Below are 23,399 nucleotides of genomic sequence, written 5' to 3'. Positions count from 1 at the left end.
TCGACATGCGCTATGAGAACCCTCTCTATCTGGCAGAGGAAGCCGCGGCCCTTGATCTGCTCTCGGATCAGCGTGTGGCGTTGGGCATCAGCCGGGGATCACCGGAACTGGCCGATCATGGCTGGGAAGCCTTCGGCTACAGCGACCACGACAGCGGCGATGCGAAGGCCGCGAACATGGCCCGCGCGAAGTTCGCTCGGTTCCTGTCTGCAGTCAGAGGGGAGGAACTGGCGCCGGCCGACCCGATTCAGTTCGGACCCGGGAAGAAGCTGCGCGTCGAACCTCATTCGCCCGGCCTCAATCAGCGCATCTGGTGGGGTGCCGGTACCGCGGCCACCGCCGAATGGGCAGCGGCTCAAGGCGTGAACATGATGAGCTCAACCCTCCTGACCGAAGCCACCGGCGCTTCCTTCGGTGAACTGCAGCGTGATCAGATCGACCGCTATCGCGCGGCGTGGCAGGCCGCAGATCATCACTGGACCCCACGAGTGTCTGTCAGCCGCAGCATCTTCCCGATCACCACGAACCTCGATGATCTCTACTTCGGTCGACGCTCCGGTGGACAAGGTGATCAGATCGGCGTCATCGACGGAGCTCGTTCGACCTTCGGCAAGACCTATGCGGGAGAACCCGATGACCTCATCGAATCGTTGAAGGCCGACCCTGCCGTCGAGGCCGCGGACACGGTGCTGCTCACGATCCCCAGTCAGCTGGGTGTCGATTACAACCTCCACATCCTGGAGTCTTTCGCCAGCTACGTTGCACCGGCTCTGGGGTGGGAGTCCAATACTGCTGGACCGGTGACCGGGCACGCAGGGTGATTCCGCCCGTGGTCTGAGCGCAGACACGTATGATGAGACAGTCCCCTTATAGGGGGCAGTCGAATCGATGTGGTTTCGTGCGGTGATCTCTGTGCGGGATACGGTCTGAACAGAGGTGATCAGGTGGGCGACGGCCAGCGGATGAATCAGGTTCAGAGACGAATCGTCCTGATCGGTCTCGTTCCGCTCTTCATGTCGCTGCTCTCGGTCTCGATCATCAACGTCGTCCTGCCCTCCATTGAGACCGACCTCGAGGCATCCTCGTCGGCGCTCCAATGGGTCCTCACGGGCTATGCACTCTCATTCGGAGTCGTGCTGGTCGCTTCCGGCCGGGCCGGTGACGTCTTCGGGCGCGGTCAGCTGTTCATGATCGGAGTCGGCCTGTTCGGCCTGGCATCGCTCGTCGCCGGCATCGCACCCGGGACGCTGACCCTCAATATCGCCCGTGTCTTCATGGGGCTCGGATCGGGACTGCTCAACCCGCAGGTCGTCGGTCTGCTGCAACAGTACTTCCACGGGCCGCAGCGCGGACGGGCCTTCGGGCTGATGGGCACTACCGTCGGGCTCTCTGTCGCCACCGGGCCAGTCCTCGGTGGTGTCTTCATCGCGCTCTTCGGCCCTGAGCTGGGCTGGCGTGCGGCGTTCCTCGTCAACGTGCCATTCGCCGTCATCTCCCTCATCCTGGCCAAGAGCTGGCTGCCGAAATCAGCCTGGCACCCCATCGCGGGCACCGACAACACCGATGCGGACTCAGCGGACTCCTCGGCGACTGATCGCACGTTCCCGAAACGGGATCGCGACCTCGACCCGGTCGGAGTCATTCTTCTGGGAATCGGAGTCCTCTTTGTGCTGTTGCCCTTCGTCGAGTCGTCGGTCGGGTGGTTCATCTGGCTCTGCCTGCCGCTGGGACTCTTCACGATCTGGCTCTGGACGCGATGGGAGCGCAGGTACTCCGCTCGTGGGCACGCACCCATGGTCGATCTCAAGCTGTTCGGCATCAAGAGCTTCAGCAACGGCTCGATCATCATCACCCTCTATTTCATGGGCGTGACCAGCGTCTGGGTGCTGATCGCCATGTACATGCAGCAGGGCCTTGGGCACACCGCACTGGCTGCAGGAATGATCGGACTGCCGGCCGCGCTGCTCTCCGCTGTATCGGCGGATGTGTCCGGTCGCTTCGTATTCCAGATCGGACGCAGGCTCGTTGTCTGGGGGATCATCACTTGCCTGGTGGGCCTGGTCTCCACGATCGGAGTCGTCTTCCTGCTCACGCAGGGCATCGGCAGCGAATGGTGGATGCTGCTGACTTTGTGCTTCATCGGTGCTGCACAGGGCATGGTCATCAGCCCCAACCAGACCCTGACGCTGCAGGAAGTGCCCCTGAAGTACGCGGGCTCGGCCGGGGGAGTACTGCAGACCGGCCAGCGCATCGGAACGTCGATGGGTTTGGCCATCATGACCGCATTGGCCTTCGCCGTCACCGCCGTCAGCGACTGGAACATCGGCATGATCAGCTCATTCGCAGCGATTGCGGTCATCGTGGTCGTAGCCGGAATCGTCGGTCTGACCGAAGTCAGGCGCGGTCGCCGCCGTCAGCTCTGAGCGCAATAATGTTACTGATTTTAGACAATCCGAAGTGTCCCCATGTGGAAGACTGTTTACGCACGTTTGCCCATGGAAGGACATATGGTGGTTGAGGCGGTACACGATCTGGACCTGGCTCTGGAGGAGCTGGTGCGCTCGGGTGGGATCGAAACCTATTTCGCCCCCGTCGTCGACGCGTACACATTCGACAAGGTCGGCTATCAGATCCTTCAGGCCCCCATCGATGACCCGGCTCTCGGCCATGCCGAATCCGAAAATCTCCGGCGGGAGATGCATGCTTCGGCGATGATCGGCGACATCGATGCCTCGCTTCGAGCAACGGCTCTGAGAACCGCCGAGGCGGCCGGGCTGCCCAAATCGAACCGACTCTTCCTCCACGCCGAGGGCGAATCCTTCGCCACACTCGAAGATCGCACCGAAGAGCCCGACCGGTCGGTCATTCTTCAGCTCGACGCCTCCCGAGTGTCCTCCTCCCCGGCGTCCGTGCTCCGCGCGGTCCGCCAGGCGAGGTCGATGGGCTGGGGCGTGGGAATGTCATCGGTCGGCGCGGATCTGCGCAGCACATCCTTCGTCCCCCTGGTCAACCCCTCTGTGGTCGGCCTCCACCCCGATGTCCTGCGCATCGACAGCGATTCGCATCTGGCGGAGCTCAATCGGCTCCTCCACGCTCACCTCGAGCGCACCGGTGCAGTGATCCTCGCCGAAGGTGTGACGACCGAAGATGATTTCGATCGGGTCAGAGCACTCGGCGCACGCTTCATGTCGGGGCCCTTCTTCGGCCCAGCGACCAAGGAGCCCGAACCTTTCACGGAGCCGATCGAAGACGGACTGGTCGACCACTATTCGCGAAACCTCCCGGCGCTGGGAACTCCCTACTCGATTGCCCAGGGGCTGCGGCGTGAACCGCTGGTGATGAACCGTGAGCTCCTGATCGCGCAGATCGCCGCTCTTGAAGAGCGGGCTCTGGCCTCGGGTGCTGCAACGGTCACCCTCGGCGTCTTCGGCGAGGATGAAACCTTCTCCCAAGCCACCCGTGATCGCTATGAACGCATTCGTGACACAGTCGGTCTGACCGCCATGTTCTCCGGCGGATTCACACAACCCCCGATCCCGGGAGTGCGCACAGGCGTGGTCGACGCCTCCGATCCAATGCGCAATGAGCACGGCGTCGTCGTGGTCGGGCCGGATTGGTCTGGTCTCGTCGCCGCATCCAAGCGCAACGACCCCGGCAGCGACGGCCAGACAGTGTTCGACGTCTACATCACTACTGAGCGCTACACCTGCGTCGACGCAGCCCGAAGTGCACTGACACGCATTTCGCCCGTCACCTCGGCGAGCTGACTCACCTAGCCGGCCCACATCATTGAGCTTGGAATCGTCGGCGGTCGCGACCCGAGATTCTGTTGCTCGGCGTACCACGGGTGGGCCGAATGGGGCCGGACTGCCAGTTGGTGCTAATCTTGTTTCTGGCTCGCCCCCGTAGCTCAGCTGGTCAGAGCAGGGAACTCATAATTCCTTGGCCGCCGGTTCAAGTCCGGCCGGGGGCACCACGGCGTCAGTCGCCGTTCTTCACCCCGCGCCCGTGGCCGCCCGGGGTGTATACAGCTCCGGAGAGGCGCGACGGCCCTCCAACCGGCACCGGGGCGGCCATCGGCCACCATTCGTGCAACGCGTTCTTTCTCCGATTCCATCTCTGAGACGATGTTTGCAAACGTTGCCGAGGCCTTCTTGTTGTTCGCCGGTCTGCGGCTTCGAACTGTGTGCGTCGGCGCACCGTCTTCAGAGGAGGCGAATTCGATGGCGAACTCGGCGCCGAGTTCGTTCGCGACCCGGCCCGCTATGTCGATGCCCACAGCCGTGAAAGCACGGGCAGCGCTCGGCGACTTCCACTCCAGATCCGAATCCAGCGAATCGTAGTACGACTGCTCCCACTCTTGCAGCACACGAATCAGTTCGGACGAGAGCCCGGAGTCCATATAGTCCACCGGCCCATCCAGCCAGAGCACGGTGTGCGCATAGTCCGGGAACATTCGTACAGTGTGCGGCTTCCTGTTCTCTTGCACCATCCCGCAATCGTAGGTCACGCAGTCGAGGGATGCTTACTGGTGGTCTTCTGTGTCCGGGAAACGGGCAGCTCGCAGAGACGCTCTCATCATGTGCCTTTGGGGAACTCGACCACACGCGACGCCACCAGGTATTTCAGTGCTTGGTGCACAGGCAAATCTCGTCTATCATTGGCTGTAGCACCTCCTTTCGGATCGTAGGGGAAGACGTATCCGAGGTAGGAGGCACAAATGGATATGACACAGGGCGTACTATTCGTCCACTCAGCACCTCGCGCGCTATGCCCGCACATCGAATGGGCAGCGGGCGGGGCTATCGGTGCACAGGCCCGCTTCGACTGGACACCCCAGCCGGCGGCACCAGGCCTTGTGCGCGCCGAAGTCTGCTGGCGTGCGCCAGCGGGTTCGGGTCCGCGCATCGCTTCAGCCCTCCGCGGCTGGGAGTCGTTGCGCTATGAAGTGACCGAGGAGCCCTCCGCCGGAGTCGACGGTGGACGTTGGAGCCACACTCCAGATCTCGGCATCTATCACGCAGTCACCGATTCTGCCGGCAACATTCTGGTCCCCGAGGACCGCATCCGCTCCGTCATGGAACGTGCCTCCGGTGATCCGATCAAACTCTCCACTGAGATGGCTCTGGCCCTGGGCGAAGCCTGGGACGAGGAGCTCGACGCCTTCCGCCACGCAGGCGAGGGCGCGCCGGTTCGCTGGCTGACGAAGGTCGGCTGAGTCTCCAACTGAACCACCCGGCACAGCAGCGTAGCCGCCGACCAGACGGTTCGACCGAAGCTTGGTCGTCACTGCTGACTGCTCTGGGCACACCTGCCTACCTCGGGTGTGCCCAGAGTCGTGTCCGCTCAACGCCTCAATCGATGCCAATTCGGAATATGTCGTCGCCAGCGACGACGTACTCGAGCTTGGTGTCGAAGCGAGCCAGCAACGCGCCGCACCTGTCATGGCAGCACAGTGAGACCGGCTCCGCCCCACCACGGGCAACCCCGCCACTGACAGCCTCGCCCGTCGTCAGCCCTGCCTGACGTCAGCCGACCCGACACGGCCCGGCTCACACAGCAATTCAGGCCCCCAGCAACGAAGCTGGGGGCCTGAAAGCTGTTGTTGCATCACGTGGAGGCGAACATGGCCTCCGCAGCCGTCAGTGAGTCATCACTGAGACATCAGCGGAATAGCATCACACGGATTTGAAGGCGACGACGGCATTGTGCCCGCCGAATCCGAACGAATTCGAGATCGCGGCAATGTCTCCGGCAGGCAGTTCTGCAGGAGTGTCGCGGACGATGTTGATGCCCACGACCTCCGGGTCGACCTCGTCGATGTTGATCGTCGGGGGAGCTGTGCGTGTCTGCAGCGCCTTGACCGTCAGTATCGACTCGACAGCCCCCGTTCCACCCAGCAGATGGCCGGTCATCGACTTGGTGGCGCTGACCAGGGCATCGCCGACGTGAGGGCCCAGCAGTTCGCTGATGGCCAGCGACTCAGGAATGTCACCGACCGGAGTCGAGGTCGCATGGGCATTGACGTGCTTGATGTCGGCGGGGCTGAGCTCCGCATTGTCCAGCGCGCTCTGCATCGCTCGCAGCGCGTACTGACCGCCGGGTTCACCACCGGTGATGTGGTAGGCGTCGTTCGAAATGCCCCAGCTGGACACCTCGGCGTAGATTGTCGCACCACGCGCCTTGGCGTGCTCTTCGGTCTCCAGGATGAGGGTTCCTGCACCCTCGCCCATGACGAATCCATCGCGATCGACGTCGTAGGGGCGAGATGCGGTCTCAGGGGAGTCGGTGCGGCGTGACAGCGCCTGCATGGAGTTGAAGGACGCGATCGTGATTGGGTGGATCGCGGCCTCGGAACCACCGGCGATGACGATATCGGCGTGGCCGTTGGCCACTACGTCGTAGGCGTGACCCAGGCTCTCGGTTGACGAAGCACAGGCGGAGACCATTGTCTGGACACCTGCGCGGGCCTTGAACTCCATACCGATTGCCGCGGCAGGGCCGTTGGGCATGAGCATCGGTACAGTCAGGGGCATGACCCGGCGTGGGCCCTCTTCCTGAAGGGTGTCCCAGGCGTCGAGCAGGGTCCAGACTCCGCCGATACCGGTCGCCCAGGAGACTGCGGTGCGGTCAGGATCGGTCTCCTCGAGCCCGGCGTCGGCCATGGCTTCACGAGCGGAGATCAGAGCGAACTGTGAGGAGGGGTCGAGGCGTTTGGCCTGGACGCGTTTGAGATTGTCGGGAACGACCTGTGGGTCGACCTGTGCTGCGAAGTCGACGGCGAGACCGTACTTCTCGGACCAATCATTGTCCATTGTGTGGACGCCGGACTCGCCGGCCAGAGCGGCTTGCCACGTGGCATCGGCCGTCGCGCCCAATGGGGTTACCGCACCAATCCCGGTGACGACAACTTTAGGTGTCATGGTACAAACCTCGTCGATAGAGTGGACACGGCCCGTCTGTGGACGGGCCGTGTTCGGCTGGTTTCTCAGGCCTCTTGAGCCTTGTTGATGTAGTCAACAGCGTCCTGGACGGTGACGAGGTCCTTGACGTCGTCATCCGGAATCTTCACGCCGAACTTCTTCTCAGCGTTGACGACGATGGTCATCATCGAGATGGAGTCGATGTCGAGGTCATCGGTGAAGGACTTGTTGGCCTCGACTGCTTCCACAGCCAGACCGGTTTCTTCGTTGACGATCTCTGCCAGTCCAGCGAGGACTTCAGCTTCGGTGAATGCCATTTCTTTCCTACTTTCTAGTGTCAGCCGAGGGTTGTTCGACCGGTTGAGGAACTTTTCGACGAGTGTCCCGCCGAATATCTTAGAACATTCACGGAGAGTTTTCCGCGAATGGCCCCGTTTAAGGGAGGCGGATCACCTGGGCACCGAAGACCAGACCGGCTCCGAAGCCGATCTGCAGGGCCAATCCTCCACTGAGTTCGGGCTGTTCGCGCAGCAGACGTTCGGTGGCCAACGGGATGGAAGCCGCCGAGGTGTTGCCGTTGTCTGCGATGTCGCGCGCGATGACGACGTGTTCAGGAAGCTTGAGCTGCTTGGCAAGTTCGTCGATGATGCGCATATTGGCCTGGTGGGGGATGAAGGCCGCGAGGTCGGAGGCGTCGATGCCCGATTCGGCAAGTGCCTCCTTGGCAACCTCGGCACCGTCCCAGACGGCCCAGCGGAAGACGGTCGGCCCGTCCTGGCGCAGAGTCGGGAACGGTGTGTCGCGGTCGTCGCGGACGTCGTAGAGCGACTCGGTCATGCGGATCGTCGACCAGTTCTCGCCCTTCGAACCCCAGACGGTCTTCGAAATGCCGGGCTCATCGGATGAAGAGACGACGACAGCGCCGGCTCCATCACCGAGGATGAACGAGATCGAACGATCCTCGGGATCGATGACCTCGGAGAGCTTCTCAGCACCGATGACCAGAATGTTGTCCATCGCACCCGAACGCACGAGAGCGTCGGCCTGACCGATGCCATAGCAGTACCCGGCGCAGGCCGCGCTGATGTCCCATGCGGGGATGGGGCCGGTACCCAGGCGGGCGGTCAGCGCCGCTGCCGCAGATGGGGTGAAATACTCGAATGTGACGGTGGAGATGATGATGCCGCCGATGTCTTCGGGTTTGAGACCCGAAGAGGCGATCGCCTCGAGAGCGGCTTCTTCACACATATCGAGGACGCCGACATCCTTGCTGGCGCGACGCCGTGTGATGATGCCGGTGCGCTGGCGGATCCATTCGTCCGAAGAGTTGATCGGGCCTGCGATGTCATCGTTGGTGACGAGGTTCTCGGCACGGTAGGCGCCGATGCCCGTGATCGTGGAGAAGCTTCCGGGTTCTGCGGTCTTCAGTGTAGGCATGGTGGTCTTCCTTTGATGGTCAGGCGTGGGCCGCGGCGAACTCACGCGCACCGTCGAGGTCGGCGGCGGACTTGATGGCGAATGTCTCCACGCCCTTCATGGCGCGTCGTGCGATTCCGGTCAGAGTGCCGCCGGGAACGAGCTCGATCATTCCGGTGACCCCCGCGTTCAGCAGAGTCTCCTGGCACAGATCCCAGCGGACCGGGTTCGTGACCTGCTTGACGAGACGGTCCACGTAGTCCTGACCGCTCTCGACGACTGTTCCGTCGGAGTTGCTCAGGATGTAAGTGGCAGGATCTGCGACCTCCAACGCCGAGGCGGTGGCGTTCAATTCCTTTGTCGCAGGCGCCATGTACTCGGTGTGGAAGGCACCAGCCACGGGCAGAGCGATGACACGTGCCCTCTCCGGCGGGTTCTCGGCCAGCTTCTCCAGGTCCGCCAACGATCCCGCTGCCACAGTCTGTCCGCCGCCGTTGACGTTGGCAGGGCTGACACCGGCTGCCTCGATGGCGGCCAGAACGTCGGCCGGGTCGCCGCCGACGACGGCCGACATGCCAGTCGGAGTCTGGGCCGCCGCAGCTGCCATACCTGCTCCGCGCACTGCGACGAAGCGCATGGCATCGGCAGGAGAGAGGACACCGGCGATCTGCGCGGCAGCGATTTCACCGACCGAGTGCCCGGCGACATACTCTGCCCGAGCTCCGAGCTCAGCGGCGCAGGCGATCGCTGAAGCGACGAGCAGCGGCTGTGCCAGTGCTGTGTCCTTGATGGTCTCGTCGTCCGATTCGGTTCCGTGCAGTCGCAGGTTGATCCCGGATGCGGCGGAAAGTTCGTCGATCTGTGCGGCGAAGGCGTCGAGTTCCAGGAAGGAACTCAGAAAGCCCGACTTCTGGGCCCCCTGGCCCGGGCACGTGATTGCTAGCACTCAGTTCTCTTTTCGCTCGACTTCAATGGTCAATCTAGTGGATGGTGTGCTGTGCTCAGTGTGTTTTGTCGGTGTTCGACAATAGCCCTGCATCTGACAGTCGCCCGTAGACCAATGCGATGTGGATGACGAAGGCATCACGGGAGATCGTCGGATCGAGTGAGATCGCCGAGGTGATCTTCCGCAGCCGGTATCTCACCGTGTTCGGATGGACGGAGAGGGCCTTGGCCGTGGCTTCCAGGGACGACCCGAACTCGACGTAGGCGCTGACCGTCTTCAGCAGCTGTCCGGTCCCCGACGTCAGTGGTTCGTAATAGCGGCTGATGAGTTCGCCCAAGGCGACGGCGTCTCCCGACAGTGCGCGTTCGGGCAGGAGCTCTTCGGCCTTGACGGGACGTGGAGAGTCGGGACGGGCCGTGGCCGCCTTGAGTGCCATGATCGCTGCCTTCGCCGAGGTGGCGGCCTCCGCGAGACTCGGAACACTGGGTCCCACGATGACCTCCGAGGGTCCGAAGCAGTCGGAGAGATCCTCAACGGCCGTATCGAGATCGGTGGCACCGCCGAGGACGATGAGCAGGCGGTTGTCGTGAATGCCCACGAGCGCGTCATCGGCCCATTTCCGGGCCTTACGTCGGATGACGTCGAGGCCTCGCTTGGCCGATCTCTGCGGAGCCCGCCCGACGAGGACGCTGACGGGACCCTCGGACTGCCAGCCGAAGGCTGCGGTGCGGCTGGCCAGTTCATCGACGGAATCGCCGCGGACCAGGGCATCGACGACCATGGCTTCCAGACGAGCATCCCAGCTGCCTCTGGCCTCGGCGGCGCGGGCATAGACATCGGCGGCGGCGAAGGCGATCTCACGGGAATAGACGAGGACGGCTTCCCGCAGCGCCGGCTGTTCGACCGTGCGCGCAATGTCGGGCACTCTCTCCTCAACGACCTCGACGACGACCTTGAGCAGCTGGAGCGTCTGCTGCAGGCTGATGGCGCGGATGAGATCGCGGGGGGCGGATTTGAAGATCTCGCTGACGACTCGCAGGTCCGTATCCGGCTTGCGGTACCAGTCGATGAATGACGAGATGCCCGACTGGGCCAACAGTCCGACCCAGGAACGGTCGGAGGGAGACATGCCGCGGTACCAGGGGAGCCGAGCTTCGAGTCGCTGCAGGGTCACAGTGGAAAGGACTCCCACTCCGGCCCGCAGACGTCGTGCCGTCTCTGCGCGGCGCCGGAGCGTCTCGGCATCAGTTGTCATAGGCACCATTTTAAACGCTTCGGCACAATTTGCTTGTATGCGACACACAAGGTTTTGTCGATTGACACAAGTATGGCCGGAGCCTTGGAGGCTCCGGCCATACTCTGTGCGGTATCGATTTCACCGCCTAGTGCGGTGGGTTCAGGCCCCCGCGCCTTCGGTCGATCCCGACGCCCCCGCGGTGACGTCGTCGAGCTGGTACTTCCGCGCCGCCTCGGCGGCCTTGTCAATCGAGATCGCGCCGGTGTCGGCCAAGGACATCAGAGCCTGAGTCACGACCGAGGGTCCGTCGACATGGTAATAGCGGCGAGCGGCCGGACGGGTGTCCGAGATCGCATAGCCGTCGGTGCCCAGGGAGGTGAAGTGGCTGGGCACGTACTGGCGGATCTGATCCGGAACCGCGCGCATGAAGTCCGAGGTCGCCACAACGGGTCCATCGACCTCGGCCATCTTCTGGGTCACGTACGGCACACGTGCTTCGCCATCAGGATTGAGCAGTCGCTCGTCTTCGACGGCCAGGCCGTCGCGACGCAGCTCGGTCCATGAGGTCACCGACCACACATCGGCCGATACGCCCCAATCCTCGGCCAGGAGCTCCTGCGCCTCGAGGATCCACGGCACACTCACGCCGGAGGCCATGAGCTGCACCTTCGGGCCGCCGTTGTCCGGTCCCTCGGACAGTAGGTACATGCCCTTGAGAACACCCTCGACGTCGAGGTCCTCCGGCTCAGGAGGCTGAACCATCGGCTCGTTGTACATGGTGAGGTAGTACATGACGTTGGGGTCGCGTTCGTCGTCCGGATCGTACATGCGGTGGATGCCGTCGCGGACGATGCGGGCGATCTCGTAGGTGTAGGCAGGATCGTAGGACACGATGGACGGATAGGTCGACGCCAGCAGGTGCGAATGACCGTCACCGTGCTGGAGGCCCTCCGCCACCAGGGTTGTCCGGCCGGCGGTGGCGCCGAGGACGAATCCGCGGGCCATCTGATCGCCCGCCGCCCAGAAGAAGTCGCCGCTGCGCTGGAACCCGAACATCGAATAGAAGATGTAGAACGGGATCATCGGCTCGCCGTGGGTGGCGTAGGAGGTGCCGACGGCGGTCAGCGCCGCGGTGGCACCGGCCTCATTGATGCCCATGTGAAGCAGCTGGCCGTCGGTGGCTTCCTTGTAGGCGAGGAACAGGTCGCGGTCGACCGAGATATAGTTCTGGCCGTGCGGGTTGTAGATCTTCGCCGTCGGGAAGAACGAGTCCATGCCGAAGGTCCGGGCCTCGTCGGGGATGATCGGCACGATGCGCTTGCCGAATTCCTTCTCCCGCATGAGGTCCTTGAGCACACGGACGAATCCCATGGTGGTTGCGATCGTCTGTTTGCCCGAACCGCGCTTGCCCGCGTCGAAGGCCTTGTCGGAGGGAAGCTTGAGATCGATGTGTGTGCTGCGTCGTTCGGGGGAGTACCCGCCCAATGCGGCGCGGCGTTCCTGCAGGTACTTGATCTCCGGAGCGTCCTGCCCGGGGTGATAGTACGGCGGCAGCTTCGGGTCGGCCTCCAGGTCCTTGTCCGAGATCGGGACCTGGAAGTGATCGCGAGCCAGCTTGAGGTCATCGATCGTCATCTTCTTCATCTGGTGGGTCGCATTGCGGGCCTCGAAGTGAGGTCCGAGCGAGTAACCCTTGACGGTCTTGACGAGAATGACCGTCGGCTGACCGGTGTGCTCGGTCGCCGCCTTGTATGCGGCGTAGACCTTGCGGTAGTCGTGACCGCCGCGCTTGAGGTTCCAGATCTCGTCGTCGGTGTAGTCCTCGACCATCGTCTTCGTGCGGGGATCGCGGCCGAAGAAGTTGTCGCGGACGAATCCGCCGGACTCACCCTTGTACGTCTGGTAGTCACCGTCGGGGGTGGCATTCATGAGGTTGACCAGGGCCCCGTCACGATCCTTGCCCAGCAGGGCGTCCCATTCGCGCCCCCACACGACCTTGATGACGTTCCATCCGGCGCCACGGAAATAGGCTTCGAGCTCCTGAATGATCTTGCCGTTGCCGCGCACCGGACCGTCGAGGCGCTGCAGATTGCAGTTGATGACGAAGTTGAGGTTGTCGAGCTCTTCGAAGGCGGCGACGTGGAGCATGCCGCGGCTTTCCGGTTCGTCCATCTCACCGTCGCCGAGGAACGCCCAGGTCTGCTGTCCGGACGTGTCCTTGATGTCGCGGTTGTGGAGGTACTTGTCGAACTGCGCCTGCGCTATCGCGTTCACCGGGCCCAGGCCCATCGACACGGTCGGGTGCTCCCAGAAGTCGGGGAGCTGATGAGGGTGCGGATAGGAGGGCAGTCCGGCGGGCTTGCCGTCGATCTGGTGGGACTGCTGCTGACGGAAGCCGTCGAGGTCCTGTTCGCTCATCCGGCCTTCGAGGTAGGCGCGAGCGTACATGCCGGGGGAGGCGTGACCCTGGTAGAAGATATGGTCGCCGCCGCCGGGATGGTCCTTTCCCCGGAAGAAGTGGTTGAGACCGACTTCGTAGAGTGTGGCAGAGGACGCGTAGGTGGAGATGTGTCCGCCCACCTCGACACCGGGCCGCTGTGCTCGATGGACGAGCATTGCGGCATTCCAACGGTTCCAGCGCCGATAGCGGCGCTCGACCTCTTCATCACCGGGGAACCACGGCTCGTTCTCTGGGCCGAACGTGTTCACATAGTCGGTGGCAGTCAGGCTGGGCACACCGATGCGCTTCTCCCGCGAACGCTGGAGCATTCGCAGCATCACGTAGCGTGCCCGTGACCGTCCGCCCTCGTCGATGAGGCCGTCCAGCGATGCCAGCCACTCCTCAGTCTCCTCGGGATCGATGTCGGGCACCTGGCTGGGCAGTCCGTTGAGAATCGGTCCGCCCTGTTTCCGGTTGTCCACGGTGTGGTCCTCTCTTCCGCTCCACGATCTTCGTTGTGTCGAGATCCGGCTGTTCAAGTGGAATGGACGTTCAAATCATGATTGAGTCCAGGGTCCACCAGATACTCCCATCAGCCTAGTACTCCCGCGAGAACTTCGCTGGGCCGAAATTCTGTGATCTCGATGACGAGTTCGTGGTCTTCGATGCCCTTTGAGGCCGATTGCATCACCTTGACGCGCCGCCATTTGCGCCCGCGACACACTTGACGGAACAATAAGGGCATGAGTAACTCCTCTCCTGAAAGGACATCTTCCACGTCGACCCTCCCCAACGAGCTGGGCCAGAACCTTGGTTTGGCTGCGGGAGACTATGTGCAAGAAATCGGCTACGACGATGACGTCGACTTGGACCTGTGCCAGGCGATCGAAAACATCATCGGTGAGAAAATCGCGGACGGTGATGTCGACGATGTCTTCGACATCATTCTGATGTGGTGGCGTTCCGACGATGACGACCTCATCGATGGTCTCGTCGACGCACAGGCCACATTGAAGGATGGCGGAGTCGTCTGGCTCCTCTCTCCCAAAGCAAGTCGCCCCGGCCACATCAGCCCGGCCGACATTTCTGAGGCAGCTCCCACGGCTGGCATGCACGTGACCTCAACGGTCAGCGCAGCCGATCACTGGGCCGGTTTCCGTTTGGTGGGCAAGAAGAACCATTCATGATCCTTCGGCCCGGAGACCGGGCCCCTGATTTCTGCGTTCCCGATCAGTTCGGGTCCACGCTCCACCTCGCAGAGGTTCGCAGTCGATCGGCTGTCATCCTCGTCTTCCTTCCGTTCGCCTTCTCGCCCGTGTGCGGTGACGAGATCAAAGCCGTTGACGACCTGGCGCAGTCACTGGCGGATGCGGCTGAACCGGTCGAGATCATCGGCATGTCCGTCGATTCGAAGTACACACTCGCCGCGTGGTCAGAAGCTCGTGAGGTCAGTCTTGGCCTCGGTTCGGACTTCTGGCCACACGGAGAGGTGGCGAAGTCCTACGGGGTCTTCGACGATGTTCACGGCGTGGCTGAGCGTGGAGTCTTCGTCATCTCTTCAACAGGTACGATCGTGACCAGTCGTCAGGTCGCTCGAACCGAAACCCGTGACTTCTCCGTTGATGTCGCTCATGCTCGAGCACACTGCGGCAGTGGTACAACGGCACTGTGACACTCAGGTCGTCCAAGGAGGAATGAACCATGGCTACCATCTTCACCAAGATCATCAACGGCGAGATTCCCGGCACCTTCGTCCACCAGGATGATGTGTGCGTCGCTTTCCTCGATGTCGCACCGATGACCGAGGGCCACGTCATGGTCGTGCCCAGGGAGGAGATCTCACACTGGATCGACGCCGACCAGGATCTGCTCGACCACCTGATGGCGGTGGCGCGACAGATCGGACGTGCCCAGCAGGAGGCCCTCGACTGCGAGCGCATCGGCCTGCTCGTCGTCGGCTATGAGGTCCCGCATCTGCATATCCACGTCCTGCCGACGAACTCGATGGACGACTTCGACATCTCGGACCGTGCACCCATGCAGAGCCCCGAAGCGCTGGCAGGGCCCGCCGAGAAGATTCGGCGAGCCCTGGAACGGCAGTCCTGATCAGGCGTCGAGACCGGCGCGACTGATCAGCTGATCATCGTTCGCCGGCTGCGTCGGCGTCGAGGTAGAGGTTGAGTGAGTCTCTAACCAGCTCTGCCCCCGCCACGCCACCGTAGTTGGCGCCGAACCGTGGATCGCTGACGTACATATCGGCGAGAGCGCGGACATAGCCGTCGAGGTCACCGCCGGGATCATGCGCCGGTGTCCCCGGTGTGGCACTGAGCCACTGCACGTGACGGCGCGCCAGATCCTGGCAACAATCCGATCCGGGGCCGGCCCCCGCCTCGGCGGCCTTCCTCCAGTCCTGACTCAGCCGCTCAACATCGGCCTTCCACGACTGCCTGTCGTCGGGACTGAGAGACTCCCACCACCCAGCGGATGTCTCATAGGCCTCACGGCCCCAGCGTCGTGTCACCTCTTCCTTGTGCACTCGATGGTCGAATCCATCGAACATCTCCTCTGCCATGAGAGGTTCACCTGCTTCCAATCGTGCGATGGTCGCGGTGACGGAGACAATCTGCCGATCGATCCGGGCACGCTCGCGTCCGAGACTGCGCACGTGGTCGGACAATGCCACAATCGGATCCTCGGTGCTCTCGAGCACCTCAGCGATCCGGGTCAAAGACATCCCGAGCTCCTTGAGCAGGAGGATGCGCTGGAGGCGCACAAGCCCTGTCTCGTCGTAGTATCGGTAGCCGTTGTCGGCGATGTACGTCGGCGGCAGCAGTCCGATTGCGTCATAGTGACGCAGTGTTCGGCTCGTCGTCCCCGTCATCCGCGCTGTTTCCTGTATGGACCAGTCCATGACGATCAGCTTAGAAGTTGACGTCGCGTCAATGTCAACGAGGCAGGCGAAGAAGGCTCGCCCCGGACGTCCAGCCGGGCTGAATCCGTCGGTTCAGGCAGCTGCCTTGCTCGCGTCGAGGGCGGCGATGAGATCATCTGCCAAGTCATCGACGTGTTCGAGACCGACAGAGAGCCGGATGAGACCGTCGCCGGGTTTGGCCGTGGCCGCGACCGGCCTGTGGGTCAGCGATGCCGGGTGCTGGATGAGCGTGTCGGCACCGCCCAGGGACACTGCGTGGACGACGAGGCTGCAGTGTTCGACGAAGCTGCGTGCCGCGTTGAATCCGCCGGCGAGTTCCAGCGCGATCATTGCGCCGCCTCCGGACATCTGGCGCCCGAGCAGCCCGCGCGGATCCTGCCCGTTCAGTCCTGGGTAGTGGACGGCTGTGATCGCCGGGTGCGCTGCCAGGCGCTCGGCCAGTTCACCTGCGGTCGTCTGTGCCGCGCGCATGCGCACGGCCAGGGTGCGCAGGCCTCGGTGGAGGAGGTAGGCGCCCATCGGGTGCAGCAGGGCTCCCGTGATCGCTCGGACCTGACGCAGGCGCATAGCCCAGTCGGAGTTGGTGGCGATGATGCCGCCCATGGCGTCACCGTGTCCGCCGAGGTACTTCGTCGCGCTGTGGAGAACCAATGCTGCACCGTGTCTGATGGGCTGCTGGAGGACCGGTGTGCAGAAGGTGTTGTCCACGAGCACCGGAACGTTGCCGGCGGCGGCAACGACGCTGTCGAGGTCAACAAGGTCGAGGCTCGGGTTGGCCGGGGTCTCGACGATGACGAGTCCGGTGTCGTCCTGGATCGCCGAGGCGATGTCTGCTTCCTTCGCCCACGTGACCGACGTGCCCAGCAGGCCGGTCTCGAGGAGGTGATCGCTGCCGCCATAGAGCGGACGCACCGCGACGATGTGGGGCGTTCCGGCGTTGACTGCCGCGAGGAGTGCCGCCGTCATGGCGGCCATGCCGGTTGCGAAGGCGACTGCTTCGTCTGCGTGTTCGAGTTCGGCCAGGGCCGTCTCGAAGCGCGCGACGCCGGGTTGCCAGAGCCGCTGGTAGACGGCCGAGTCGCCGTCCTTGAGCGCATGGCCGGTAGCGAGCCATTCGTAGGAGTCGCCGCCGGTGGCGACATCGTTGACGGGGTTGGTGGTCGAGAGGTCGATGGCCGGAACGTGGACGCCCGCCTCTGTGAGGCCATCCATCCCGCCGTGGACCATGAGTGTGTCTGGATGCATTGAGTTCATGTGAGCATTCAAGCCATTCCTGCTACGAACTGCAATCAACAGTCAAGTATCTGTGATTTTCCATGATCTGTTCGAAGATCCTTGATCCTTGTGTGCCAGACTGTGAGTCATGTCGCAGAAAGTGGAACTCGATGACACCGATCGACGGCTGCTCACGGCCCTCGGCGAAGACGCCAGAGCTTCCGGCACCGTATTGGCCGCCGCTGTGGGGATCTCGGAATCCACGGTCTCGCTGCGTCTCAAACGTCTGCGGACTCTGGGCGTGATCAAAGGGTTTCGTGTCGACATCGATGCCGCGGCAGTGGGCATTCCGCTGCAGGCGCTGATCTCCATTCGTCTGGCCAAGCACGACCGGGCGGAGATCGATGCCTTCACGGCGGCGGCTCCGCAGTTTCCCGGAGTTGTGCGGATGTACCACATGGCCGGCGCCGATGATTATCTGCTCCACATCGTCGCCACCGACACCGAGGCGGTCCAGTCCTTCGTCCTCGACTATCTCACTCGATATCCTGCTGTCGCCCATACCCGGACCAACCTCATCTACAAGGTCCAGGACGGCACCTCGTGGATTCCCGACGGGGCCTGAGCATCGCCAGGGTGCCTCACCACTGCAGAGAGCCCATAATTGAGCCATGACGACACAGAAGACTCAGCCCACCGATGCCGACGTTGATGAGTTCCTCGCACAGGCCACCCCCAGCAAGCGTCGCGAAGACGGGATTGCGTTGGAGGCGATCTTCACAGAGGTCACCGGGTTGAAGCCCGTGATGTGGGGGCCATCGATCGTGGGCTACGGACAGTACGAGTACATCTCACCGTCGAATCCACGTCATCGTGGCGTGTGGCCCAAGACAGGATTCTCACCGCGCAAGGCTCAGCTCTCGCTCTACGGGCTCAAGGACAGACCGGCCGGAGCTGCACTGCTGCCCAGCCTCGGCACGTACACCGAAGGTGCGGGGTGCGTTTATGTGCGCAAGTTGGCCGACATCGACGAGGCGGTGCTGCGCAGACTCATCACCATCGCCTTCGAACGCCCCGACGATCCGGAGCCCGCGCCCTGACCGCAGCGTCACGCGGGGCCGTCGTGGTCCTGCATGACCCTCGAGGTCTTCCGTCTCCGTCATGAGGATCAGTGTCGACTGGTGATCGTCAGCCCCTGTTTGCGCTGATGGACTGAGAAGTATTTCAGGCCCAGCGCTTCATCTGCCAGGAAGCGCCGCCGAGAGCGGCGCGGCAGCCACACGATCTGGCCGGGTGAGAGGGAGATCGTGGTCAGCTCGGTCTCCAGGGTTCCACCTCCGTCGAGGATGTGGATGAGGACGTCGAGCCCCGGCCCCATGTGTTCCTTGATCTCACCACCGGGCGACAGGGCGATGATGTTCGCATCGAGATCACGCTGCTGAGGCTGGAGCTGCCAGACCGAACCGGAGTTCTCGGCAACACCTTCCAGTTCGTCCACATCTGCAAGGACACGGGGGAGAGGCGTCGCTGCTCGTTTGCTGATGCGAACCCGGAAGCTGTCGCCTTCCTCCGGCAGAGGCTCCCAACCGAGCGCCTCGGCGAACTCGGCCTCCATCTCGATTCGGAGGTTCTTGGGCTCATGATCATTGACGAGGATCAGTGCGGAGCCGACCTCCAGCTTGCGGTATGCGTCGATGATGCGCGGGTGCCTCTGCGGCTTCGGAATATCTCGGACATCGATGTGTTCGGGTTCAGCGGTTCCGGCCATGGTGTTCCTCCGATGTCTGTTTCAGGTCAACGACGTACAAGCTAGCATCATGAGTGCACGACCCAACCGATGAACATGATTCACCCGATGAACAGGACGGATGATGGCTGAACACGAACAGATCCACAACCTCGGCGAGCTGACCGCAGATCTTCTGGATCAGGCGCGAGGTGTACACAGCGGCCGCGCTGCTCGCACACTCTACAGCGGCCAGTATCTCAAACAGACGCTGTTGACATTCACCGCAGGTTCGACGATGGACGAACATGAATCGCCGCCCGAGGCAACGCTGCAGATGCTCCGGGGAAGTGTGACGCTGTCGACTACGGAGGAATCCTGGGGCCTCGGCACCGGTGATCTGATGACGATCCCTCCGGAACGGCACTCCGTTGCGATTCAGGAGGATTCCGCGTTTCTGCTGACGACCCGACTCGATGTCAGCTGACCAGGGCAGATATGAGAAATGTGTCGCGACATCGAGTGAACGATGTCGCGACACATTCCCCTGCAAGCGGGAGGTACCCCCTCATTGGTCGGGATAGCGGGATTCGAACCCACGACCTCCTCGTCCCGAACGAGGCGCGCTACCAAGCTGCGCTATATCCCGGTGACCAGCAACTACTATAGCGATGGTGACGCGATCTGGAAAATCGGCACGGTCGACCATCTGCGAACGGAAGGAACGTCTCATTGGCACTGACTGCCGGGAGCATCACGACGGCCGCCCTCGACATCCTCTCCCGTTATGGGCTGGGCGATCTCTCGATGCGCAGGTTGGCCCGTGAGCTCGACGTTCAGCCCTCCGCCCTGTATTGGCACGTCAAGGACAAGCAGGAGCTCTTCGTCCTCATCGCCACACGGATGAACGCCGAAATCAATGCCCGGTGCCCGTCGTCTTCTGACCCGCTGGTGACAGCGCTGGCGCTGAGGGAGATCCTTCTCACGTACCGCGACGGCGCCGAGATCATGCTGCTCGGCTACTCGATCGATCCGCATGAGGTGACTCCTGCCGCGTTGAGCGTCGAGGCGCTGGGGGAGACCACGTCGCGCGGGGTGATGGCCCATGCGCTGGGAGCGGTGGCGATCGAACAGAACCGCAGTCTCTTCGAGGTCGAATCAGGCAACGCAGGGCGGTATTTTGCGGACAACGCCGGAAGAATGCTGGGAATGCAGGAGTAAGTCGGAGGAATTCGTCTGCTCGCCGGCCTTATGGCATACTGATCAAGCACGTTCGGGAGCATTGCTGCGAACCTGCAGTGGGGCCTATAGCTCAGTTGGCTAGAGCATCTCGTTTACACCGAGAGGGTCGGGGGTTCAAGTCCCTCTGGGCCCACCTTCTAGCTTCGGAGCCTCGTTCGAGGTTCCCTACGCGACTTCATGGCTGTTGCGTGTCTTTCTTCGCGCACTCTTCGACAGGACATCCGATTACTTCACCGGACTGAAACGTCCCTGTCGGACTGAAACGTCCCTGCGCTTGTATATTCGTGTCCATCCGACATGACAGTCCGGCTGTAAAGCCGATACGCTGAGTGCATATAAATAAGAGTTACTTCACAGTACTTATCTGGTCTCTCAACCTGAGTGTCCGCAATCTCAGCTCGGCCAAAGGAGCACGATCATTTCATCCGACGAACAGTTGACTGGAACATGGGTCATCGATCCCGCACATACCCGCCTCGGGTTCTCCACTCGCCATGCGATGGTCACACGGATACGGGGGGCCTTCAATGACGTTTCAGGAACGGCCGAGGTTGACGCAGCAGACCTTTCGAACACCAAAGTCAACATCACGATCGATGTTGGAAGTGTCGACACTCGCACGCCCGATCGTGATGCTCACCTGCGCAGTGCGGACTTCTTCGACGTTGAGAACTTCCCGAAGATTACATTTGTCTCCACCGGTCTCGATGAGGTCGAAGAGAACAGCTACATCGTCAACGGCGACCTGACCATTCGCGATGTCACTCGACCAGTTTCTGTCCCGCTCGAGCTCCTCGGCATCGACCGGGACCAGAACGGCGCATTGCGAGCCGGACTTGAGGGCAAGCGTCGCATCGACCGCAAGGACTGGGGCGTGACATGGAATACGGCCTTGGACTCCGGAGGGGTGCTTATCAGCGATAAGATCACTCTTGAGTTCGAACTGTCGCTGATCAAAGAAGACTGATCGAGAACCAGTCAGTCAACATTCAAGCGAATGGTCGGCAGATGCAACGGTGCGTCTGCCGGCCATTTTCACTTGCTGATCGCCATTTCAACCGCGCTGTCATCTTCCCACTCGTATATCTTCAGCAAGTCCGCCTCGGAGACTGACACACAGCCCGCAGTCTTCTGGCTGCCAGTGTTGACGTGAAGGAAGACCGCTGACCCCGTCCCCGGGGTGCCGGCACTGTTGTGGCCGATGACCTGCCCATGGTTGCACGCCGGGGTCTGGTACATGGATTCCCCGCTGTATCCGTCTGACTTCTTCTGCATCGTGTTGTAGTCCTTGGCTGCGTCGCCATCGACCCAGACATCATCTTTCGTCACCTGGACGTACTTGGAACCATGGAATTGCTCCGGCTCTGTCTGTACTCCGAATCCGTACCCCATTGCCCCGGAGGGCGTCATGCCATCACCCTCACGCTTCTGGCCAGCGTCAGCGATACCGTTGCACCCCACGTAGCCGTCGACGCTGATCGCCGCGTAGTACGCCCCTTGCCATTCTTCACATGCGGCGACCCTGGCAATAGCGCCTCTGCCGCCGGTGACGGTGATGACCTTGTCCGCCGTCGCCGGTGCAGGAACCGAGCACTCGTCACCCAGATGCGAAGGTTTGTCGCCGACATCGCCGTCGACCAGCCCGGGGCTCGGCCCGCAGCAGCCTGGGCAGAGGTTCCGGCGAGCGAGGAACCGGTGACAATGGCAATGGCGAAGCCTGATGTCAGACAATGATGCGAGCTTCGTGTGCGTGAGAGTGCAGGATTCATGATTGTTCTCCTTGCTCGCGGATTCACATCATTGGGAGAGGTCCTGCATGTCTGTCGGATAGGTGTGCCTAGGGTGAGTCCGGAACAGCGCGAGTCTGTTTATCGGGTCGGGGTCCTTCCACAGCGTCCGGATCGGTGCCGCGCCATTTCGCGATGGCCCGCATGACCTGATAGATGATGATCGCCGAGGCTGATCCGAGTGCGATCCCTTCGAACTGAAGATCACCTGGAGTCCAGGTGAAGTTCGCGATTGCGACGATGAGCGCAACGGCAGCGGTGTTGAGGTTGATCGGATTGGAGAAGTCGACTCTGTTCTCCACCCAGATGCGCACACCCAGCAGTCCGATCATTCCGTAGAGAACGGTTGCCGCCCCGCCGAGGACGCCGGGTGGGATGGTCGCGATGATCTCCCCGAACTTCGGCAGAAGGCTGAGGATCAGAGCGATGATGCCTGCGCACAGATACGCGGCCGTGGAGAAGATCCGAGTCGCGGCCATGACGCCGATGTTCTCCGCATAGGTCGTCGTTCCCGAACCTCCTCCGGACCCGGCGAGGATTGTCGAGAAGCCGTCGGCGAACAGGGTTCTGCCGGTGATCTTGTCGAGATCGCGGCCTGTCATGGCCGACACGGACTTCACATGTCCGATGTTCTCGGCGATGAGGACGAAGACGACAGGCAGGAAGAGTCCCAGATAGCCCAGATCGAAGGCCGGGGCATGGAATTCAGGCAGTCCCACCCACGTGGCTTGACCGACAGTGGTGAAATCGATCTGGCCCTGCACCCATGCGGCACCGTAGCCGACGAGGACGCCGATGAGGATGGAGAGGCGTCCGAGCATCCCCCGAAACAGCACGCTGGTGATCAGAATCGTGACGATCGTGATCACTGCGGTCAGAGGCGCTTCTTTCACCCAGTCCCAGGCCGCCGGTGCCAGGTTGAGCCCGATGAGAGCCACGATGGCCCCGGTGACGACCGGTGGCATCGTGACCTCGATCCATCGCACTCCGGCGAAGTGAACGACGAGTCCCACCAGCGCGAGAGTCACGCCGACGGAGATGATCCCGCCCTGGGCGAGCGCCATGGCTTGCGGCTCAAGGTCGTCACCGGAGGTCGCTGAGAAGCCGGTGACGGCACCGATGGGTGCCAGCAGTCCGAACGATGACCCCAGATACGAGGGCATCATTCCCTTGGTGATGAGCAGGAAGAGCAGTGTGCCGATGGCGGTGAAGAACAGGGTCGTCGAGGGCGGGAATCCGGTCAGCAGCGGCACGAGGAACGTGGCACCGAACATGGCCACGACATGCTGTGCCCCGATGCCCACGGTCCGCGGCCAACTCAACCGTTCCTCCGGGAGGACGGCCTCGCCTGGTCGTATCGTTTTGCCGTCTCCGTGCTGCTTCCAGCCCCGACTGCCGTCGAAAGGGCTGGAAGCTGGTGTCGCCTCGTCGTGGGATGCCACCATTCGTCTCCTCATTCGCCTGCCCGCAGGCTGCGGCGTCTGCTCGTCTTGCGTTCAATGCCGAGAGCAGTCTATTCGCCTGATCAGGGGAGG

At 62.4% G+C, this 23,399-nt stretch carries 24 protein-coding genes and 3 tRNA genes; 14 read left to right on the top strand and 13 right to left on the bottom strand.

Features of this window, described 5'->3' with window-relative positions:
* The 5 genes from L0G76_RS02070 to L0G76_RS02050 form a co-directional block, all read left to right on the top strand.
* Nucleotides 1-821: LLM class flavin-dependent oxidoreductase (locus L0G76_RS02070; RefSeq protein ID WP_304355747.1), on the top strand; the 821-nt coding region annotated here is incomplete at its 5' end.
* Between the two features lie 141 nt (nt 822-962).
* On the top strand, nt 963-2,423 hold the full coding sequence (locus L0G76_RS02065) for an MFS transporter (RefSeq protein WP_304355746.1): 1,461 nt from the start codon (nt 963-965) through the stop codon (nt 2,421-2,423).
* Between the two features lie 84 nt (nt 2,424-2,507).
* Nucleotides 2,508-3,767, top strand: coding sequence for an EAL domain-containing protein (locus tag L0G76_RS02060; protein ID WP_304355745.1), 1,260 nt, complete (start codon nt 2,508-2,510; stop codon nt 3,765-3,767).
* A 132-nt stretch (nt 3,768-3,899) separates the two neighbouring features.
* Nucleotides 3,900-3,976: transfer RNA gene (locus L0G76_RS02055), tRNA-Ile, on the top strand.
* Nucleotides 3,977-4,726: 750 nt separating this feature from the next.
* Nucleotides 4,727-5,218 (top strand): DUF3145 domain-containing protein, encoded by a 492-nt coding sequence (locus L0G76_RS02050; RefSeq protein WP_304355748.1) that lies wholly within the window; start codon nt 4,727-4,729, stop codon nt 5,216-5,218.
* Nucleotides 5,219-5,678: 460 nt separating this feature from the next.
* On the opposite strand, the gene L0G76_RS02045 is transcribed toward L0G76_RS02050, so the two are convergent.
* From L0G76_RS02045 to L0G76_RS02015, 7 genes are all read right to left on the bottom strand, one after another.
* Nucleotides 5,679-6,923, bottom strand: coding sequence for a beta-ketoacyl-[acyl-carrier-protein] synthase family protein (locus L0G76_RS02045; protein ID WP_304355744.1), 1,245 nt, complete (start codon nt 6,921-6,923; stop codon nt 5,679-5,681).
* 65 nt (nt 6,924-6,988) lie between these two features.
* Nucleotides 6,989-7,240, bottom strand: a complete 252-nt coding sequence (locus L0G76_RS02040; protein WP_009882400.1) for an acyl carrier protein — start codon at nt 7,238-7,240, stop codon at nt 6,989-6,991.
* Nucleotides 7,241-7,358: 118 nt separating this feature from the next.
* On the bottom strand, nt 7,359-8,360 hold the full coding sequence (locus L0G76_RS02035) for a beta-ketoacyl-ACP synthase III (RefSeq protein ID WP_304355743.1): 1,002 nt from the start codon (nt 8,358-8,360) through the stop codon (nt 7,359-7,361).
* A gap of 19 nt (nt 8,361-8,379) precedes the next feature.
* Nucleotides 8,380-9,285 (bottom strand): ACP S-malonyltransferase, encoded by a 906-nt coding sequence (locus tag L0G76_RS02030; protein ID WP_304355742.1) that lies wholly within the window; start codon nt 9,283-9,285, stop codon nt 8,380-8,382.
* A 55-nt stretch (nt 9,286-9,340) separates the two neighbouring features.
* A complete protein-coding gene (locus L0G76_RS02025; protein WP_304355741.1) occupies nt 9,341-10,540 on the bottom strand; it encodes a PucR family transcriptional regulator in 1,200 nt (399 codons plus the stop codon).
* A 141-nt stretch (nt 10,541-10,681) separates the two neighbouring features.
* On the bottom strand, nt 10,682-13,444 hold the full coding sequence (gene aceE / locus L0G76_RS02020) for a pyruvate dehydrogenase (acetyl-transferring), homodimeric type (protein ID WP_304355740.1): 2,763 nt from the start codon (nt 13,442-13,444) through the stop codon (nt 10,682-10,684).
* Nucleotides 13,445-13,554: 110 nt separating this feature from the next.
* Complete coding sequence (locus tag L0G76_RS02015; RefSeq protein ID WP_304355739.1) at nt 13,555-13,707, bottom strand: hypothetical protein; 153 nt, start codon at nt 13,705-13,707, stop codon at nt 13,555-13,557.
* Between L0G76_RS02015 and L0G76_RS02010 the strand changes: the two genes are divergently transcribed.
* Genes L0G76_RS02010 through L0G76_RS02000 form a run of 3 tightly spaced genes read left to right on the top strand, consistent with a single transcriptional unit; the run spans nt 13,706 to nt 15,068 of the window.
* On the top strand, nt 13,706-14,149 hold the full coding sequence (locus L0G76_RS02010; protein WP_231938933.1) for a DUF3052 domain-containing protein: 444 nt from the start codon (nt 13,706-13,708) through the stop codon (nt 14,147-14,149). The two genes, L0G76_RS02015 and L0G76_RS02010, sit on opposite strands and share 2 nt — an antisense overlap.
* Nucleotides 14,146-14,634 (top strand): redoxin domain-containing protein, encoded by a 489-nt coding sequence (locus tag L0G76_RS02005; RefSeq protein ID WP_304355738.1) that lies wholly within the window; start codon nt 14,146-14,148, stop codon nt 14,632-14,634. The genes L0G76_RS02010 and L0G76_RS02005 overlap by 4 nt, the downstream gene beginning before the upstream one ends.
* Nucleotides 14,635-14,663: 29 nt before the next feature.
* Nucleotides 14,664-15,068: an HIT family protein gene (locus L0G76_RS02000; protein WP_304355737.1), complete on the top strand. Its 405-nt coding sequence runs from the start codon at nt 14,664-14,666 to the stop codon at nt 15,066-15,068.
* Between the two features lie 34 nt (nt 15,069-15,102).
* Here L0G76_RS02000 and L0G76_RS01995 read toward each other — a convergent pair whose 3' ends face one another.
* Nucleotides 15,103-15,873: a MerR family transcriptional regulator gene (locus tag L0G76_RS01995; protein ID WP_304355736.1), complete on the bottom strand. Its 771-nt coding sequence runs from the start codon at nt 15,871-15,873 to the stop codon at nt 15,103-15,105.
* Between the two features lie 93 nt (nt 15,874-15,966).
* Entirely contained in the window at nt 15,967-17,148 is a 1,182-nt protein-coding gene (locus L0G76_RS01990; protein ID WP_304355735.1) for a trans-sulfuration enzyme family protein, read from the bottom strand.
* 109 nt (nt 17,149-17,257) lie between these two features.
* On the opposite strand from L0G76_RS01990, the gene L0G76_RS01985 reads away from it, so the two are divergent.
* Both L0G76_RS01985 and L0G76_RS01980 read left to right on the top strand, forming a co-directional pair.
* Complete coding sequence (locus L0G76_RS01985) at nt 17,258-17,734, top strand: Lrp/AsnC family transcriptional regulator (RefSeq protein ID WP_304355734.1); 477 nt, start codon at nt 17,258-17,260, stop codon at nt 17,732-17,734.
* Between the two features lie 46 nt (nt 17,735-17,780).
* Nucleotides 17,781-18,209, top strand: a complete 429-nt coding sequence (locus L0G76_RS01980) for a DUF1801 domain-containing protein (protein WP_304355733.1) — start codon at nt 17,781-17,783, stop codon at nt 18,207-18,209.
* A 68-nt stretch (nt 18,210-18,277) separates the two neighbouring features.
* Here the strand turns inward: L0G76_RS01980 and L0G76_RS01975 are convergent, their stop codons facing one another.
* On the bottom strand, nt 18,278-18,877 hold the full coding sequence (locus L0G76_RS01975) for a DUF2249 domain-containing protein (RefSeq protein ID WP_304355732.1): 600 nt from the start codon (nt 18,875-18,877) through the stop codon (nt 18,278-18,280).
* 103 nt (nt 18,878-18,980) lie between these two features.
* On the opposite strand from L0G76_RS01975, the gene L0G76_RS01970 reads away from it, so the two are divergent.
* Nucleotides 18,981-19,322, top strand: a complete 342-nt coding sequence (locus L0G76_RS01970) for a cupin domain-containing protein (RefSeq protein ID WP_304355731.1) — start codon at nt 18,981-18,983, stop codon at nt 19,320-19,322.
* Nucleotides 19,323-19,407: 85 nt separating this feature from the next.
* Here the strand turns inward: L0G76_RS01970 and L0G76_RS01965 are convergent.
* Nucleotides 19,408-19,484, bottom strand: a tRNA-Pro gene (locus tag L0G76_RS01965).
* A gap of 83 nt (nt 19,485-19,567) precedes the next feature.
* Here L0G76_RS01965 and L0G76_RS01960 point away from each other — a divergent pair.
* From L0G76_RS01960 to L0G76_RS01950, 3 genes are all read left to right on the top strand, one after another.
* Nucleotides 19,568-20,056: a TetR/AcrR family transcriptional regulator gene (locus tag L0G76_RS01960; RefSeq protein ID WP_304355730.1), complete on the top strand. Its 489-nt coding sequence runs from the start codon at nt 19,568-19,570 to the stop codon at nt 20,054-20,056.
* Nucleotides 20,057-20,136: 80 nt separating this feature from the next.
* Nucleotides 20,137-20,210 (top strand) — tRNA-Val (locus L0G76_RS01955).
* 303 nt (nt 20,211-20,513) lie between these two features.
* Nucleotides 20,514-21,044, top strand: a complete 531-nt coding sequence (locus L0G76_RS01950; protein ID WP_304355729.1) for a YceI family protein — start codon at nt 20,514-20,516, stop codon at nt 21,042-21,044.
* Between the two features lie 68 nt (nt 21,045-21,112).
* On the opposite strand, the gene L0G76_RS01945 is transcribed toward L0G76_RS01950, so the two are convergent.
* Nucleotides 21,113-21,808 carry a hypothetical protein gene (locus tag L0G76_RS01945; protein ID WP_304355728.1) on the bottom strand — a complete coding sequence of 232 codons (696 nt, stop codon included), beginning with the start codon at nt 21,806-21,808 and terminating at the stop codon, nt 21,113-21,115.
* A gap of 106 nt (nt 21,809-21,914) precedes the next feature.
* Nucleotides 21,915-23,309, bottom strand: a complete 1,395-nt coding sequence (locus L0G76_RS01940) for a uracil-xanthine permease family protein (RefSeq protein ID WP_304355727.1) — start codon at nt 23,307-23,309, stop codon at nt 21,915-21,917.
* Nucleotides 23,310-23,399 lie beyond the last annotated feature (90 nt).

It is taken from the genome of Brevibacterium picturae, assembly GCF_030453725.1.
Taxonomy (GTDB): domain Bacteria; phylum Actinomycetota; class Actinomycetes; order Actinomycetales; family Brevibacteriaceae; genus Brevibacterium; species Brevibacterium sandarakinum_A.
This window is presented reverse-complemented; position numbering and strand designations above follow the sequence as displayed.

What these genes read in the sequence shown, in the direction of transcription:
- L0G76_RS02065 (WP_304355746.1), top strand. Translation starts at nt 963, where the DNA reads ATGAATCAGGTTCAGAGACGAATCGTCCTGATCGGTCTCGTTCCGCTC.
- L0G76_RS02060 (WP_304355745.1), top strand. Translation starts at nt 2,508, where the DNA reads ATGGTGGTTGAGGCGGTACACGATCTGGACCTGGCTCTGGAGGAGCTG.
- L0G76_RS02050 (WP_304355748.1), top strand. Translation starts at nt 4,727, where the DNA reads ATGACACAGGGCGTACTATTCGTCCACTCAGCACCTCGCGCGCTATGC.
- L0G76_RS02045 (WP_304355744.1), bottom strand. Translation starts at nt 6,923, where the DNA reads ATGACACCTAAAGTTGTCGTCACCGGGATTGGTGCGGTAACCCCATTG.
- L0G76_RS02040 (WP_009882400.1), bottom strand. Translation starts at nt 7,240, where the DNA reads ATGGCATTCACCGAAGCTGAAGTCCTCGCTGGACTGGCAGAGATCGTC.
- L0G76_RS02035 (WP_304355743.1), bottom strand. Translation starts at nt 8,360, where the DNA reads ATGCCTACACTGAAGACCGCAGAACCCGGAAGCTTCTCCACGATCACG.
- L0G76_RS02025 (WP_304355741.1), bottom strand. Translation starts at nt 10,540, where the DNA reads ATGACAACTGATGCCGAGACGCTCCGGCGCCGCGCAGAGACGGCACGA.
- L0G76_RS02010 (WP_231938933.1), top strand. Translation starts at nt 13,706, where the DNA reads ATGAGTAACTCCTCTCCTGAAAGGACATCTTCCACGTCGACCCTCCCC.
- L0G76_RS02015 (WP_304355739.1), bottom strand. Translation starts at nt 13,707, where the DNA reads ATGCCCTTATTGTTCCGTCAAGTGTGTCGCGGGCGCAAATGGCGGCGC.
- L0G76_RS02005 (WP_304355738.1), top strand. Translation starts at nt 14,146, where the DNA reads ATGATCCTTCGGCCCGGAGACCGGGCCCCTGATTTCTGCGTTCCCGAT.
- L0G76_RS02000 (WP_304355737.1), top strand. Translation starts at nt 14,664, where the DNA reads ATGGCTACCATCTTCACCAAGATCATCAACGGCGAGATTCCCGGCACC.
- L0G76_RS01995 (WP_304355736.1), bottom strand. Translation starts at nt 15,873, where the DNA reads ATGGACTGGTCCATACAGGAAACAGCGCGGATGACGGGGACGACGAGC.
- L0G76_RS01990 (WP_304355735.1), bottom strand. Translation starts at nt 17,148, where the DNA reads ATGAACTCAATGCATCCAGACACACTCATGGTCCACGGCGGGATGGAT.
- L0G76_RS01985 (WP_304355734.1), top strand. Translation starts at nt 17,258, where the DNA reads ATGTCGCAGAAAGTGGAACTCGATGACACCGATCGACGGCTGCTCACG.
- L0G76_RS01980 (WP_304355733.1), top strand. Translation starts at nt 17,781, where the DNA reads ATGACGACACAGAAGACTCAGCCCACCGATGCCGACGTTGATGAGTTC.
- L0G76_RS01975 (WP_304355732.1), bottom strand. Translation starts at nt 18,877, where the DNA reads ATGGCCGGAACCGCTGAACCCGAACACATCGATGTCCGAGATATTCCG.
- L0G76_RS01970 (WP_304355731.1), top strand. Translation starts at nt 18,981, where the DNA reads ATGGCTGAACACGAACAGATCCACAACCTCGGCGAGCTGACCGCAGAT.
- L0G76_RS01940 (WP_304355727.1), bottom strand. Translation starts at nt 23,309, where the DNA reads ATGGTGGCATCCCACGACGAGGCGACACCAGCTTCCAGCCCTTTCGAC.